This is a genomic window from Salinibacterium sp. SWN1162 (assembly GCF_015864675.1).
In the GTDB taxonomy this organism is placed as follows: Bacteria; Actinomycetota; Actinomycetes; order Actinomycetales; family Microbacteriaceae; genus Rhodoglobus.
The window spans coordinates 121,703-137,162 of the sequence record NZ_JADYWT010000004.1 but is presented as its reverse complement, the minus strand read 5'-3'; the positions used below and the strand labels follow the sequence as shown (position 1 = coordinate 137,162).

The following is a 15,460-nucleotide window of genomic DNA, read 5'->3' as shown; positions in this document are numbered from 1 at the left end:
GATATTCATTTAGGGGTTGTGACTCGGAACCGTCTGCGGCTCCGAACTTGCTAGTTTAGCTGGCTTATTTCGTGAGTGCGGCGACGACGTCGGCAACCGGCGTGCTGGTGCGTTCGTTGGTAGCGCGATCCCAGACTTCGACCATTCCGTTGGCCGCATCGCGACCAACGATCACGATCATGGGAACACCCAGAAGCTCAGCATCGCCGAATTTCACGCCGGGCGAGACCTTGGGACGGTCGTCGAACAGCACGTCGAGGCCGGCCTGCTCGAGCGATCCGACCAAAGTTTCCGCCGTCTCGAAGACGACAGCATCCTTGCCCGCGGCGACGATATGAACGTCGAAGGGACTGATGTTTTTGGGCCAGAGCAGGCCCTTGCCATCGTTAGTGGTCTCGGCAATCGCCGCCATCAACCGCGTGACACCGATTCCGTAGGAGCCCATCGTGACGGTGACGAGCTTGCCGTTCTCATCGAGAACCTTGAGGCCGAGGATCTCCGCGTACTTGCGGCCGAGCTGGAACACGTGACCGATCTCCATGCCGCGAGCGGTCTCAATGGGACCACTTCCGTCAGGAGCAGGATCGCCGGCGCGGACATCCGCCACTTCAACGGTGCCATCAGCGATGAAGTCGCGCCCAGCCACGAGGCCGAGAACGTGCTTCTCGTGAACATTGGCGCCCGTAATCCACTGGGTACCATCGACCACGCGCGGGTCGAGCACAAAACGCACCCCGGTGGTCGACTTCTCGCCGATAACGGCGCCCTCGGGCGACCACGGCCCGATGTAGCCCTTGACGAACCCAGGATTGCCCTCGAGCTTGGCGAGTTCGGCAAAGTCCTTCTCGGTGGCGGGCTCGACCTCAGCCGGAGCAAACGCCACTTCTGCGCGCTTCATGTCGACATCGCGGTCGCCCGGGAGGCCAACGACGACGAGCTCGCGAGAACCATCGATCGAGGTGAGCGCCAGCACGATGTTCTTGAGTGTGTCCGCAGCTGTCCACGGGCGGTCGTCACGAGGCTGCTGCTCGTTAGCGAGCGCCACGAGAGTGTCAATAGTGGGCGTGTTGGGCGAATCGAACACGAGCGCCGCGGGCAACCCCTCGATCGGCAACGCCGCGGGCGGAGTCGTGCGGTAAGCCTCAACGTTGGCGGCATAGCCACCAGCCGAACGGACGAAGGTGTCTTCGCCAATGGGAGTCGGGTGCAGGAACTCTTCGCTCTTCGAGCCACCCATCGCTCCCGCATCCGCCGACACGACAACGTACTCGAGGCCGAGGCGGTTGAAGATACGCTCGTACGCGTCACGGTGCTGCTGGTACGAAATGTCGAGACCGGCATCCGTGTAATCGAAGGAGTAGCTGTCCTTCATCGAGAACTCGCGACCACGCAGTAGGCCGGCACGGGGGCGAGCCTCGTCGCGGTACTTGTCCTGGATTTGGTAGATCGACAGCGGCAAATCTTTGTAGCTCGAGTACAGGTCTTTCACGAGCAGCGTGAAGACCTCTTCGTGCGTGGGCGCCAAGAGGTAGTCGGCGTCTTTACGGTCTTTGAGACGGAAAATTCCGTCGCCGTACTCGGTCCACCGGCCCGTGAGCTCGTACGGTTCGCGCGGCAGTAAAGCCGGGAACAACACTTCTTGAGCACCGAACGTTTCGAGTTCTTCGCGGATGACGGCCTCGATCTTGCGGCGAACCTTGAGACCAAGCGGCAACCACGCAAAAACACCGGGAGCCTGACGACGGATGTAGCCGGCTCGCACCAATAGGCGGTGGCTGGCAACTTCAGCATCGACGGGATCTTCGCGAAGCGTGCGGACAAAGAGTTGAGAGAGACGTGTAGACACGCCTCAATGGTAGTGCGCCTACGGGGTAAGAACTTGCGGGCTACCAATTTCTCCGGCCGGCATTTCTGCGGCGATACGGTTCGCTTCTTCAATCAGCGTCGCCACGATGTCTGCTTCGGGAACCGTCTTGATGACTTCACCCTTGACAAAGATCTGGCCCTTGCCGTTACCGCTGGCAACACCGAGGTCAGCCTCGCGAGCTTCACCCGGTCCGTTGACGACACAGCCCATCACAGCAACGCGCAGCGGAACCGTCATGCCTTCGAGACCTTCAGTGACATCGTTGGCGAGCTTGTACACGTCGACCTGAGCGCGACCACACGAGGGGCACGACACGATTTCGAGCTTGCGCTCGCGCAGGTTAAGCGACTGCAGAATCTGCAGACCAACTTTGATCTCCTGTACGGGAGGAGCCGAGAGCGAGACACGAATCGTGTCGCCGATGCCCTCCGACAGCAGGATGCCGAACGCCGTTGCGCTCTTGATCGTGCCCTGGAACTCCGGCCCAGCCTCGGTCACACCGAGGTGCAGCGGCCAGTCGCCGCGCTCAGCGAGCATGCGGTACGCCTTGACCATGACAATCGGGTCGTTGTGCTTAACCGAGATCTTGAAGTCGTGGAAGTCGTGCTCTTCGAAGAGGCTTGCCTCCCACACAGCGCTCTCGACGAGCGCCTCCGCAGTGGCCTTGCCGTACTTCTGCAGCAGGCTCGGCTCGAGCGAACCGGCGTTGATGCCGATGCGCAGGCTCGTGCCCGCATCCTTGGCAGCCTTAGCGATCTCGCCGACCTTGTCGTCAAACTTGCGGATGTTTCCGGGGTTGACGCGCACTGCGCCGACTCCCGCATCAATCGCGGAGAAAACATAGCGCGGCTGAAAGTGGATGTCGGCAATAACCGGAATCTGGCTCTTCTTCGCGATGATGTGCAACACATCCGCGTCATCCTGGTGAGGCACCGCAACGCGCACGATGTCGCAACCGGATGCCGTGAGTTCGGCAATCTGCTGCAAAGTTGCGTCAATGTTGGTGGTCTGCGTCGTTGTCATGGACTGGACGCTGACCTGCGAATCACTACCGACTCCTACTGATCCGACCTTGATCTGCCGGGTCTTGCGACGCGGAGCGAGGACTTCAGGGACTTTCGGGATTCCGAGATTAATTGCTGGCACTAACCCATCCTAAAGCCGACTCCTGAACATCTGCGGAACGCTAGCGCGCGCCGAGGTGAGCAGTGAGTGCATCCACGAATTCCTGCGGGCGCTCAAGGTGTGCTGAGTGGCCGCAGTTTTCCCACGCGAGCTCGGTGTACTCGCCGCCGTTGGCCCTGTACTGCTCGAAGACCGCGCGGGTCTGTTCGATCATCGGCTGCGGCGGGGCAATCTCGGCGCCGGGCCAGCCCGGGATCACCCCGAGCTGTCCCAAGAAGTTGAGGTCGAAACCGGAGGCATCCGAGACGATCGCGTCTTGCAGACCGCGCACCCAAAGAATGCGCGGCTTCGTTGGCAGTTCGGTAATGGCACTGACGTTGAAATGGTTGGGGGTCATGGTGTTGAGCACGCCACGACCGCCGGGGCCGAAGCCCGGCCACGCGTCAACAGCAACCGAGTCACCCGGGTAGTTGTCCTCGCCGGTAGCGGTCGTGAGCATCGATTCGATCCACAGGTCTTCGTGTTCGGTGTGGGCTGCGGCATCCGCCACATAAGCGGTGCGGAACACCGAGCGAGCGGATGTCGGCGACTCGTCGGCCGCATCGCCCGCGTTCAACTGGGCGACGAACTCGGGGTTCGCTCCCCCACCTCCCGTACCCGAGCACTCCGGGTTCAGGAGCTCACCATTCGCGCCCTTCGTACCGCCGAAGCCGTAGGGCGAGACGGGAGATACCAAAGAGACGGTCTCAACACGGTCGGTGTAATCGAGCATGAACTGCATCACGATTCCGCCGCCCAGGCTCCAGCCGACGAAGTTCGCGCCCTCGATGCTCAGCGCGTCGAGCACCGAGGCGATGTCGTCAGAGAAATCGCGCACGCCGCGCGTGGCATCCACGGGAAGAGTTTCGCTGTCGCCGAAGCCGCGCAGGTCAATCGCCAACGCGCGAACGCTGCTATCGAGTGCGAGCATCGTGGGCTGCCAGAACAGCGACGACGAGACGTTTCCGTGCACGAACACCACCGTCGACGTTGCGGTGTCGGATGGGCGCTCCAACACCGACGCGACGATGCGGGGTGTCGTGACGCTGTGCTGAACAATGCCGTTGAGAAGGGTAGCCATGGTGTGTCCTTTGGTGAGTTGAACTACGGGAAGTGGCGAAACTGGTTAGGCGGTGAGCTCGACAATGAGCTCGGGTTCGGTGGCGGCGCGCACGGTTTCTTCGTCAACGCCGGGAGCGAGTTCGCGAAGAACGAGACCACGATCGGTCACGTCGATCACTGCGAGATCGGTAATGATGCGGTGCACAACGCCACGGCCCGTCAGGGGTAGCGAGCACTCGTTCACGATCTTGGGGCTGCCGTCTTTGGCCACGTGCTCCATCAGCACGATGACGCGGGCTGCGCCGTGCACGAGGTCCATCGCACCGCCGGGGCCCTTGATCATCTTGCCGGGGATCATCCAGTTGGCGAGATCGCCAGCGACCGAGACCTGCATAGCGCCGAGGATGGCGGCGTCGATCTTGCCACCGCGGATCATGCCAAAGCTCATGGCGGAGTCGAAGAACGCGGTGCCCGGAAGGGTCGTGACCGTCTCTTTGCCCGCGTTGATGAGGTCGGGATCGACGTTTTCTTCGGTCGGGTACGGCCCAACACCGAGAATGCCGTTCTCAGATTGCAGCACGACCGTGCGACCCTCCGGAACGTAATTCGGCACGAGAGTTGGTAGCCCGATACCGAGGTTCACGTAGGAGCCGTCAGCCAGTTCGAGGGCGGCACGCGCCGCCATTTCTTCACGAGTCAAAGCCATTATGCGACCACCTTCTGCACTGTGCGACGTTCGATTCGTTTCTCGACATCGGAGCCAACTTCGATGATCCGCGTCACATAGACGCCGGGCAGGTGCACGGCATCCGGCTCAATCTCACCGGGCTCGACGAGCTCTTCGACCTGGGCGATACAGATACGCCCGGCCATCGCTGCGAGCGGGGAAAAGTTGCGGGCCGACTTCGCGAAGACGAGGTTGCCGTGGCGGTCACCCTTGAGCGCGTGAACGAGCGAGAAGTCGGTCGTGATCGCTTCTTCGAGTACGAAGTCTTTCGCGGTTCCCCGCACATCAAACGAGCGAACCTCTTTCTGGGGCGAGGCAATCGCAATGCCGCCCGAGCCGTCGTACCGACGCGGCAGGCCGCCCTCGGCTACCTGAGTGCCGACGCCGGTCTGGGTGAAGAACGCGGCCACTCCCGAGCCACCAGCCCGAAGCTTCTCGGCGAGGGTTCCCTGCGGGGTCAGTTCCACTTCGAGCTCCCCCATCAAGAACTGACGCTCAAACTCTTTGTTCTCGCCCACATATGACGACGTCATCTTGCGGATGCGGCGGGCGGCGAGTAGAACGCCGAGGCCCCAGTCATCCACACCACAGTTGTTGCTGACGATGCTGAGGTCGTCGGAGCCTAATTCCAGCAATGCTTGGATGAGAACCATCGGATTGCCACACAGCCCAAAGCCGCCAACGGCAAGAGATGCCCCGCTCGGAATATCAGCGATCGCTTTTACCGCTGACCCCACTGTCTTATCGATGCTCACGCTCGGACCTCCCGCGGTTGATTCACCATTAGTTGAGTCATGACGTCCGCGACGATATCTGCGCCGCGCTGCGTCAAAGTGATTGTGTAGTGATTGACGTCTGGCGCTTCGTGGAATTTCACATGAGGAAGCTCCGACCGCCATTGGTCGCACTGTTCCGGAGAATACAACGCCGGCACCTGATTGAGAAGACCCCGCGGTGCCCGAATGAAGTGCACGGGCATGCTCAAGCCGTCGAGAGCTGCGCGGTAGCGGGCATCTCCGCTCAGTTGCAGGGCATCGAAACTGACGGCGTCGATGGAACTTGCGGGGTGCAAGTCAGGTGCGGTGCCGACGAGGTCGTAATCGACATAGTCGCGCACCGTCTCGGTGAAGTTATCGGCAAAAGCCGGATGCACGCGCCAGAAGTCTTGGTAGCTCTCCCGATCGGGGAACGTCATCGAGAGCCGATCTACCGCAGGCCCCAGAATCACTTGAGGGAGATCCGCCATCGATACTCCCTCGGGCGCCGGAATCGGTAGGCCTCCATCGAGGAGGAGCAGGCAGGAGACACGCTCCGGGTGCTGCGCCGCCAAAGTTGCGGCGACGAATCCACCCATCGAATGCCCGACGACGAGCGCCGAATCAGTGCCGGTTGCTTCTAACAGAGCGTTCATGTCGGCGGCGTGCTGCGGCATCCCGAACGGCGCAGGAAGGTCACGGCTGGCGCCGCGCCCCCGCAGGTCGGGAGCGATCACTCGGTATTCGGGGAAGGCCGCGGCCACGAGCGGCCACGACATATGAGACGCCGTAATACCGTGGATGAGCAGGATTGTGCCGCGCGTTTCCGTCTCGGGCTGCCAGACGGCTGCTGTGAGTTCGCCGCCGTCGACCGGGCACGTGATGGTGGTGGGTTGCTCGATCATCGTGCGCTCCAGCCGCCATCCATCGTGTACGAGGCGCCCGTGACCATGCCGGCAGTCTCGCCCGCGAGCCAGAGCACGAGGTCGGCCACTTCAGCCGGCTCGACGAGACGTTTGATGGCGCTTTCGGTGAGCATGACTTTCTCGACAACCTCGGATTCCGGGATGCCGTGAACCTTGGCCTGATTTGCGATCTGCTTCTCGACGAGCGGCGTGCGCACGTAGCCGGGGTTCACACAATTGCTCGTGACGCCATGAGCGCCGCCTTCAAGCGCCGTGACCTTCGAGAAGCCCTCGAGCCCGTGCTTAGCGGTCACGTACGCCGACTTGTACGGCGAAGCACGCAAGCCGTGAACAGAGCTGAGGTTGATGATGCGGCCGAAGTTGCGTTCATACATCGTCGGCAGCGCCGCCCGCACGAGCAAGAAGGGTGCCTCGACCATGAGGTCGAGGATGCGGCTGAACATCACCGGGTCGAACGTCTCGATGGGATTGACGTGTTGGATGCCCGCGTTGTTGACGATCACGTCGACGTCGAGGGTGAGGTCGGCGAGCGCCGCCGTATCGGTGAGGTCCACCTGCCAGGCTTCGCCGCCCACGAGCTCGGCTTGAGCCCGGGCGGCATCACCGTTGAGGTCGGCCACGATGACGTGGGCTCCGGCTTTCGCGAGCGCGACGGTGCAGGCGGCACCAATTCCGCTCGCTCCTCCGGTGACAAGGGCTCGACGGCCTGTGAGATCGGTCATTTCTCGACTCCTTCGGTGCTCGGCTCTGGCACGGCCAGAGCGCGGCGAATAAACGTAATCATCTGGTCGAGAACGTGGTCGGGCACCCGAGAGGTGCCGCTGGCGGTGGGGTCGGCATCGTTGCCGGCGTCGGCGGAATCGCCCCAGAGCACCCAGCGCATGCCGATCATTTCGCCAATGCCCATGAGAGCCCAGGCGGCGACGGTCGGATCGATGTCACCGATTTCTCCGAGCAATTGCGCTTCTTTGAGGCCTTCGATGTAGCCGTCGACAATGCGCGAGTAGTGCAGGCGCAGCGACTTGGGCGAGACGAACTCTGCTTCGCGCACGACGCGATAGAGCGCGGGATGCTCGGCGGTGAACTCGAAGAACGCGCGAAAACCGGCCCGCTCCGATTCGATGCGGTTGGATGCCGCACCCGAGGCTTCGCTCATGGCCCGACGCACGCGGCGGTTGAGGTCTTCCACGAGCTCTTCGAAGATCTCGAGTTTGCTCGCGAAGTACAGGTAGAACGTTCCTTGGCCGACGCCCGCTTCTTCCGTGATGCGCACGACCGAAGCATCCGTGTAGCCGTAGCGCGCAAAGACTGTTTCGGCAGCCTCAATGAGCTTCGCCTTGGTGCGGGTGCCGCGAGCGGTAAGCGGTGTGCTCATGAACTGATCCGTCCTGCTTGTACGGACTCTGTTGTCCATTGCCCCAGCAACACCCGGCGACGAACTTTGTCGCTGGATGACCGTGGGATGTTTTCGGTAAAGATCACGCGCCGGGGCACTTTGTACTTCGCGAGGCTTGCGCTCGCAAAGTCGAGAACGTCGGTTTCATCGGTGGAGGCTCCGGAGCGCACGACAACCCACGCCACGGCGACTTCGCCCCACTTCTCATCGGGAACCCCGACGACAGCCACATCGGCAATCGCCGGATGCCCGAAAAGAACGCCCTCGATCTCGGCGGGAGCAACGGACTCTCCCCCGGTGATGAAGATGTCTTTGAGGCGGTCGAGAACGCGGTAGTAGCCTTCGGCATCGCGGCTGACGAGATCGCCGGTGGCGAGCCAGCCATTGCGCAGCGCCAGCGCGGTGGCCTCCGGGGCACGGAAGTAGCCGCTGAAGACTCCGGGGCCCTTGACCAGCAGTTCGCCCTGGCCAGCACCCTCGATGCGCTCTCCCGTCACGGGGTCGGCAATGTCGACATCCACGTGCGGGTAGGGCTTACCCGCTGACCCGATGCGCGTGCGCGCTTCTTCATCGGGCAGGCACAAGACGTTCGGGGCTGCCTCGGTCAGGCCATAGCCCTGGGTCAAAGCCACACCGCGGCTGTGCCAGACGCGCAAGAGCGGTTCGGGCATCGGTGCTCCCCCGACAATGGCATGCGCGAGGCTCGACAGGTCGCTCGAGGCGAATCGCGGATGCTGCGAGAGGATCAAGTAGTTGGCGGGCACACCCATCATCGTGGTGATGCGACGGTCAGCGATGAGCTGCAGCACGCGAGCGGGATCGAACGTGCGCTCGAGCACGACGGTAGCGCCCATCCACCAGGCCAGCAGCGGCTGAATGTTCCAGCCGCCCACGTGGTACTGCGGCATGACGGCGAGCACCGTGTCAGCACTCGTGATTTCGGCCGTGCGCGAGAGCGAGAGGTTGGTCCAGAAGCAATTGGCGTGGCTGAGAATGGCGCCCTTGGCCTGATCGAGGGTTCCCGAGGTGAAGATGATGAGCAGAGCGTCGTCGTCGTGGACCGGGCGGTGCACGGGAGTTGTCGCCTCGCTACGCAGCGGTGCCACAATGTCGCGCTCAATGCCGTGAGTGCCGAGGATGCCGCGAGCGATCGGAGCAACAAGACGATCGGTGGCCAGAGTGCCCAGCGTTGAGAACTCGTCCTCCACGAGCAGCAGTGCGGGATCAGCCTGCTCAAGCTGCTGCGCGATCTCACGCGGTGACAGGCGCCACGAGAGCGGAACGAGCACGAGCCCCGCCTTGGCACACGCGAAGAACACGACCACGTGGTCCGAGCTGTTGCCCGTGATGGTGGCGATGCGATCACCGACACCGTAGCCGCCCGCGAGGAAGGCTTCGGCGAGCGCCGTGGCCCGGTCATCCAGCTGGCGATAAGTCAGTACAACGCCACGGTCGTCGACAGCCACCCTGTCGGGCGTTGCGAGCGCGCGGTCGGCAGTCCATCGGCCGAGCGTGTGAAGCCCTTCAGACGGGGTCATTCTGCCTCCTCAATGCGCTGTCGCTTCTGCGGCGCGAGGCTGGTGCCTGTCGAGAGGCGCTGCACCGCACCGGCGATTCCTCCGGGAAGGAACAACACCACAAGGATAAACAGCGTGCCGAGGATAAAGAGCGGTTCGGAGAGGGGAATCCGCAAGATTGCCGGAAGTCCGTCGATGGCATCCGAGCTGGCCAGCGCGGTGAGGCGCTGATCGAGCAGCGTGTAGATGATGCCGCCGACGATGGCGCCCCAGCGGGAGCCGACGCCACCGAGCACCACGATCACGAGGATCGTGAGGGTGAAGTCAGCAGACGTGGCGCGGGGTGTCGTGCCGCTCTGCAACAGCAAGTGCACCATTCCCACGAGCGACGCCAACACGGAGGCGATAACAAACGCCATGAGCTTGACGCCAAACGGGCGTAGTCCCAGCACTCGCACGCGCAACTCGTTCTCGCGCGTCGCCGTCACCGCATGACCGGCACGGGAGTTCTCGAACCAGGCGACAACCACGAACACCACGACGAGCAGCGCAAGGGCGAGCCAGTACAGGTTGCGAGTGTTGACCACGCCGATGAAGAAATCGGGAATGTGCTCGGTGTCGAGTCGCAGCCCCTCTTCACCGCCCGTGAGGCCGGGGTTGCGGCGCACGAGCACGTTGCCGGCCTGAGCGAAGGCGAGAGTCACCATGGCGAAGGAGATGCCGGTTACCCGCAGGCTCAGCGAGCCCAGCAGATAGGCCGCCGTAATGACAATCGCGAGAGTGAGCCCCAGTGCCGGCAGCAACGTCAGTTCGGTCTCGTGCAGCACAATGCCGAGGCCATAGGCACCGAGAGCAAAGTACAGCGCGTGGCCAAAGGAGAGCATCCCGGCGGTGCCGAACAGGAGGTGGTAGCTCAGCGCGAGAGAGGCGAAAAGCAACGCGAGCGCGAGCAACTGCAGGGTGCCCGGCGTGTAGGTTGCCCCGGGCAGCACGCCCGGAATGGAGATGTTCAGCAACGGCAAGATCGCTGCGACGACAACGAGAACGCCACCGACGATCCACCAGGTGCGCTGGCTCAACTTCGAGAGCGACTTCATGCTTTCTTCCCCAAGATTCCGGTCGGGCGAACCAACAGCACGACGGCGAGCAACAGCACGACCATCAGGTCGCCGGTTCCGCCCCAAAAGTAGTTAGCAAACTGCTGGAGCACCGCAACGACCACCGACGCGATGGCGGCACCCGCGAGTGAACCAAGCCCACCGATCACGGTGACGATGAAGGCGAAGATCAGCAGGGATCCGCCCAGTTGGGGCGAGACGTAGCCGAAGTAGTGGGAGGCGAGCACTCCGCCGAGGCCGGCTGCGGCACCACCAATCGCGAACACGACCGTAAAGGCCTTGCGCACATCGATACCGAGCGCGGTTACCATCGAGCGGTTTTCAACGCCGGCCCGGATGATGAGCCCGAAACGGGTGTATCGCAGGAAGGCGACGATACCGAGCAACACCAGCACCGCAGCGCCGATCATCAGGAAGCGATCGTTAGGAACACGGGCGCCCAGGATCTCCGTTGTCTGCGAGAGCCACTCGGGCGCGGTGACGTAAATGGCGTCCGTGCCCCAGATTCCCTCGAAGAGCGCAACCGAGGCGAGCGCGAGACCGACCGTCACGAGCACTTGCTCGATATGGCGGTTGTAGAGCCGCCGGATCAGCAGGAACTCTGTGGCAGCGGCGACAAGAGCACCAACGGCCATTCCAAGCACCAGCGAGGCGATGAGGGTGCCCCAGCTGCTGCCGTCCATCCGCCGTGCCAGCTCCCAGCCCGCGAAAGCGCCGAGCGTAAGGAACGAACCGTGCGCAAAGTTGAGCACGCCCATGAGGCCGTAAATCAGCGAGAGACCAGAAGCGACCAAGAAATAGAGCGCACCGAGCCCGAGGCCCGTGATGAGCAGAAGAATTATGGTGCTCATGCGACCCCCAACAGTTCTTTCGTGAGTGCTTCATTGCTCAAGAGTTCTTCGGCGCTGCCGTCGTACACCACGCGACCACCTTCAAGCACAATGGCTTTCTCCGCGAGCATCCGCACGACCTGCAGGTTTTGTTCCACGAGTAGAACCGGCACCGTCTGGGCCGCACGCTCGAGAGCCTTGGCGACATCCATCACGATGAGCGGCGCGAGGCCCTTGGTGGGCTCGTCTACTAAGAGCACGCGATTGTCGTTGACGAGGGCACGGGCGAGCGACACCATCTGCTGCTGACCGCCCGAAAGCGTGCCCGCAAGCTGGCCGGCCCGGTCAGTGAGATCGGGAAAAAGTTCATGGATGAGTTGTCGGTTAGGCGAGGAATCCCGCTCGGCGAGCCGCAAGTTTTCGGCGACAGTGAGCGACGCAAAAACCTCACGGTCTTCCGGTACGTAACCCACGCCGCGCTGCACGATGCGGTGAGTGGGTTCGCGATCAACGCGCTCCCCCGCAATCGTCACCGCGCCGGAGCGTTCGATCAGGCCCATGATGGCGCGCAGCGTGCTCGTCTTTCCGACGCCGTTACGGCCCAGAAGCGCCGTCACTCCGACGGGCAGCATCTCGAAACTGACGTCTTCGACAACCTGCTGGCCGGCGATACTCGCGCTCAAGCCAGCAACCGACAGAATCGACTCGGTCACAGTGTCGGTCATAGTGGTGCCCCCAAATAAGCTTTTTGCACCGCTTCGTCTGCCATCACGGCATCCGGGGTGTCACACGCGAGCAAGCTGCCATGGTGCATGACCGCAACGCGGTCGACCAGGCCGAGTACGACATCCATGTGGTGTTCGACCATCAGCACGGTGCGACCCGACTGGTGCACCTGGCGGATCACTTCGGTGAGACCAGCGACATCGCCCGAAGCGACACCCGCCATCGGCTCATCGAGCAGGATGACGCTCGGGTCGGTGGCCAACAGCATCGCGATCTCGAGCTTGCGCTTGTCACCGTGAGAAAGAACCCCGGCTTCGGTTTCGCTGTGGTGGCTCAGCCCCACCTCGTCGAGGCGAGCTCGAGCGATGGTTGTTGCTTTGTCGTGCGCCCGCGGAAAACGGATGACCGAGGTCGCGCCGCCCAATTTCACCTGGGCGGCCAGTCGAACATTCTCGAGCGCACTCAGCGCCGGAAAGAGACTGGATGTTTGAAAGGTTCTGCCGAGCCCCGCCCGGGCCCGCGCGTCAATGGACTGATTCGTGACGGCACGCCCCTCGAGCGTGACGACGCCACCGGTGGGAGTCATCACCCCGGAAATGAGGTTGAAGAGCGTGGTTTTGCCGGCCCCGTTGGGGCCAATCACTCCGAGCATCTCACCCTGAGCGATCGAGAGTGACACGTCATCGATGATGACGGCACCCCCGATCGTGAGGGCAAGGTGCTCGACCGTGAGCACGGGCTGGTTCGACATAGTTCGTTAGCTACTTACTCTGCGACGGGTGGGGTTACGGCGTCAGCGTCGACGGCCGTGACCAGTTCAGGAATCCACGAGTCGCCATCAGCAACCAGCGAGACCTGGAACATCGGCTGGATCATGGCGTGGTCCTCGGCGCGAACCGTGATGGAACCCTTGACCGAGTCAAAAGTCCAGCCCTCGAGAGCGGCGATCATGGCATCGACGTCGTCGCCACCTTCACGCACGGCCTGCACAACCATCTGAGCCGCAACGAAGCCATCGGGCGAGAACAGGTCAGCCTGCTCGCCCTCTGCTTCGAGGTAGCTGATCATTGCCGCATTCGCGTCGTTGTCCGTGGCACCGCCAAAGTAGTGGTTGAGGAAGCTGATCTGGTCGCTCGCAGCGCCGTAAGCGCCATAGGTCGACACGTCACCAAGACCGGTGGCGACAGGAACGCTGTCAAACACGCCCTGCTGGCTGAGTGCCTCCCACATAGCGCCGGATGTTGCACCGGCCCACGCTACGAACACGAGGTCGGGCTGAGCATCAACGATCTGCTGGGCGAAGGGAGTGAACTCGGTGGCGTCCTCGGGAACGAGAAGGCTCGTCACGTCAGCGCCCTGGCCGCCAAGAACGGCGGTGGCAGCGGCAACGTTGCCCTGACCGAAGGCGGTGTCCTGAGCGAAGACCAGAACCGACTTGCCTGCCGGGTCACCGATGAAGGTACCCGCGGTAGCGACGTCTTGGTAGCTCTGGCGGCCCGAGCGGAACGTGTAGTCGTTCACGCCCGTGATGCCGTCAGCGGCCGCGGGGCCCGAGATGTAGAGAATCTTGTTCTGCTCGGCCTGTTCAGCAAGCGCGAGGGCGATTCCCGAGGAGACCGTACCGATGATGATCTTCTGGCCTTGGCCAATCACGTCTTTCGCTGCGGTGACGGCCTTGTCGGCGTCGCCTGCGTCATCCGTAATTTCGATATTCAGCTCGCGCCCATCGACGGTGCCTGTGCCATCGGTCGCGTAGTCGAGGCCAGCGTCGAAGCCAGCGAGGTAGGCCTCACCGTACGCCGCGAGCGGGCCAGTTTGGGAGGTGATGATGGAGATGTCGACGGGAGCGAGCTCGTCGCCGCCGCTTCCACCGTCAACGGCGGGGGCACAACCCGCCAGTGTGAGTGCAACCGTCGCAATTAACGCCGGAGCGAGGTACTTTTTACTGACCCGCATGATGGGACCTTTCCTGCTGCCTTAGGAGGATTGTGATCTGAACCTGAGACCCGGTTCAGGTTTCATGTAGCCTATGGTTGCGCAACCACGCTGTCAACAACGGCGACCAAACAAAGGAGTTTGCACAGTGGCCAACACCCCCGCACCCAACGATGTAGTGATCCTTTCCGCAACACGCACCCCACAGGGAAAATTGCGCGGACAACTCGCTTCACTCTCCGCCGTCGAGCTCGGCGCTGTCGCCCTCCGCGCCGCCGTCGAACGCTCCGGCGTCGACGTTGACTCCATCGATCAGGTGATCTTCGGCCAGGTCATTCAGGCCGGCGCCGGACAGAACCCGGCCCGCCAGACCGCCATCGCCGCGGGGCTCGCTTGGAAAACTCCCGCCGTTACCGTCAACAAGGTCTGCCTCTCCGGTCTTGCTGCCATCGTGGATGCTGCGCGCCTGATCCGTCTCGGGGAAGCCAACGTCGTGGCCGCCGGCGGTCAAGAATCCATGACCAACGCCCCGCACGTCCTGCCCGGATCGCGCATGGGCTGGGCGTATGGAACAGTTTCTGCCCTCGACTCCGCCGCGCATGACGCCCTCACGGATGCCTTCGACGCCGAGTCGATGGGCGCGAGCACCGAGCGCCACAATGGTCGCCTCGAGATCGGCCGCACCGAACAGGATGAGATTGCCGCCGCCTCGCACCAGCGCGCCGCTGCCGCCATCGAGGCGGGGGTCTTCGCGGATGAAATCGCTCCCGTGACGATCCCGCAGCGCAAGGGCGACGACCTCGTTCTCGACACGGATGAGGGCGTTCGCGCCAACACCACTGTCGAGACACTTGCCGGGTTGCGACCCGCCTTCGACCCCGAAGGCACGATTACCGCCGGCAACTCCTCGCCGCTCAGTGACGGAGCTTCCGCCGTCATCCTGGCCAGCCGCGCGTGGGCCGAAGAACACGGCCTCACGTGGCTTGCTGTACTCGACCGCTCCGGTCACGTCGCCGGCCCCGACAACTCGCTGCACTCGCAACCCGCCCGCGCTATCGCCGCCGCGCTAGAGAACGCCGGCTGGAGCGCGGGAGACCTCGACTTTGCCGAGATCAACGAAGCGTTCGCGGCCGTGAGTCTGCGCTCCACCGCCGAACTCGGCCTCAGTCACGACATCGTCAACATCCACGGTGGCGCTATCGCCATCGGTCACCCGGTCGGAGCATCTGGTGCTCGCCTTGTAGTGCATGCCGCTCACGAGCTGGCACGCCGCGGCTCCGGTCGAGCTGCTGTCGCGCTGTGTGGCGGCGGCGGTCAGGGCGACGCGCTTTTGCTCACACGCTGAAGCTGCCACGACCTTTAAACACAGCGCAACGGTGGCCGGAATCGACAACGACTCCGGCCACCGTGCTGTAGCAGCAGCTGTGGCTGCGGCTG

15 protein-coding genes are annotated in these 15,460 nt (G+C 63.0%); 1 reads left to right on the top strand and 14 read right to left on the bottom strand.

Features of this window, described 5'->3' with window-relative positions; genetic code table 11:
- Window positions 1–64: 64 nt before the first annotated feature.
- From I6E58_RS13500 to I6E58_RS13435, 14 genes are read right to left on the bottom strand one after another with little or no spacing between them, the layout of a single operon-like run.
- Window positions 65–1,846 (bottom strand): proline--tRNA ligase, encoded by a 1,782-nt coding sequence (locus tag I6E58_RS13500; protein ID WP_197134672.1) that lies wholly within the window; start codon window positions 1,844–1,846, stop codon window positions 65–67.
- 18 nt (window positions 1,847–1,864) lie between these two features.
- Window positions 1,865–3,013, bottom strand: a complete 1,149-nt coding sequence (gene ispG, locus I6E58_RS13495) for a flavodoxin-dependent (E)-4-hydroxy-3-methylbut-2-enyl-diphosphate synthase (RefSeq protein WP_197134669.1) — start codon at window positions 3,011–3,013, stop codon at window positions 1,865–1,867.
- Window positions 3,014–3,053: 40 nt separating this feature from the next.
- Complete coding sequence (locus tag I6E58_RS13490) at window positions 3,054–4,112, bottom strand: alpha/beta fold hydrolase (RefSeq protein WP_197134666.1); 1,059 nt, start codon at window positions 4,110–4,112, stop codon at window positions 3,054–3,056.
- Window positions 4,113–4,157: 45 nt separating this feature from the next.
- Complete coding sequence (locus I6E58_RS13485; protein ID WP_197134663.1) at window positions 4,158–4,799, bottom strand: CoA transferase subunit B; 642 nt, start codon at window positions 4,797–4,799, stop codon at window positions 4,158–4,160.
- On the bottom strand, window positions 4,799–5,575 hold the full coding sequence (locus I6E58_RS13480) for a CoA transferase subunit A (protein WP_197134660.1): 777 nt from the start codon (window positions 5,573–5,575) through the stop codon (window positions 4,799–4,801). Before I6E58_RS13480 ends, I6E58_RS13485 begins: the two co-directional genes overlap by 1 nt.
- Window positions 5,572–6,480 carry an alpha/beta fold hydrolase gene (locus tag I6E58_RS13475; protein ID WP_197134657.1) on the bottom strand — a complete coding sequence of 303 codons (909 nt, stop codon included), beginning with the start codon at window positions 6,478–6,480 and terminating at the stop codon, window positions 5,572–5,574. Before I6E58_RS13475 ends, I6E58_RS13480 begins: the two co-directional genes overlap by 4 nt.
- Window positions 6,477–7,223, bottom strand: coding sequence for a 3-hydroxybutyrate dehydrogenase (locus I6E58_RS13470; RefSeq protein WP_197134654.1), 747 nt, complete (start codon window positions 7,221–7,223; stop codon window positions 6,477–6,479). Before I6E58_RS13470 ends, I6E58_RS13475 begins: the two co-directional genes overlap by 4 nt.
- Complete coding sequence (locus tag I6E58_RS13465; protein WP_197134651.1) at window positions 7,220–7,876, bottom strand: TetR/AcrR family transcriptional regulator; 657 nt, start codon at window positions 7,874–7,876, stop codon at window positions 7,220–7,222. Before I6E58_RS13465 ends, I6E58_RS13470 begins: the two co-directional genes overlap by 4 nt.
- Entirely contained in the window at window positions 7,873–9,435 is a 1,563-nt protein-coding gene (locus I6E58_RS13460; protein ID WP_197134648.1) for a class I adenylate-forming enzyme family protein, read from the bottom strand. Before I6E58_RS13460 ends, I6E58_RS13465 begins: the two co-directional genes overlap by 4 nt.
- Window positions 9,432–10,511: a branched-chain amino acid ABC transporter permease gene (locus tag I6E58_RS13455; protein WP_197134645.1), complete on the bottom strand. Its 1,080-nt coding sequence runs from the start codon at window positions 10,509–10,511 to the stop codon at window positions 9,432–9,434. Before I6E58_RS13455 ends, I6E58_RS13460 begins: the two co-directional genes overlap by 4 nt.
- A complete protein-coding gene (locus tag I6E58_RS13450) occupies window positions 10,508–11,383 on the bottom strand; it encodes a branched-chain amino acid ABC transporter permease (RefSeq protein ID WP_129071067.1) in 876 nt (291 codons plus the stop codon). The genes I6E58_RS13455 and I6E58_RS13450 overlap by 4 nt, the downstream gene beginning before the upstream one ends.
- Window positions 11,380–12,087: an ABC transporter ATP-binding protein gene (locus I6E58_RS13445; protein WP_197134641.1), complete on the bottom strand. Its 708-nt coding sequence runs from the start codon at window positions 12,085–12,087 to the stop codon at window positions 11,380–11,382. The genes I6E58_RS13450 and I6E58_RS13445 overlap by 4 nt, the downstream gene beginning before the upstream one ends.
- Window positions 12,084–12,839 (bottom strand): ABC transporter ATP-binding protein, encoded by a 756-nt coding sequence (locus tag I6E58_RS13440; RefSeq protein WP_197134638.1) that lies wholly within the window; start codon window positions 12,837–12,839, stop codon window positions 12,084–12,086. The genes I6E58_RS13445 and I6E58_RS13440 overlap by 4 nt, the downstream gene beginning before the upstream one ends.
- A 14-nt stretch (window positions 12,840–12,853) precedes the next feature.
- Window positions 12,854–14,044 (bottom strand): substrate-binding domain-containing protein, encoded by a 1,191-nt coding sequence (locus I6E58_RS13435; protein ID WP_197134635.1) that lies wholly within the window; start codon window positions 14,042–14,044, stop codon window positions 12,854–12,856.
- Window positions 14,045–14,171: 127 nt separating this feature from the next.
- Here I6E58_RS13435 and I6E58_RS13430 point away from each other — a divergent pair, with 127 nt between their 5' ends.
- The gene (locus tag I6E58_RS13430; RefSeq protein WP_197134632.1) at window positions 14,172–15,368 is read left to right on the top strand and encodes an acetyl-CoA C-acetyltransferase; all 1,197 of its coding nucleotides are present in this window, start codon (window positions 14,172–14,174) and stop codon (window positions 15,366–15,368) included.
- Window positions 15,369–15,460 lie beyond the last annotated feature (92 nt).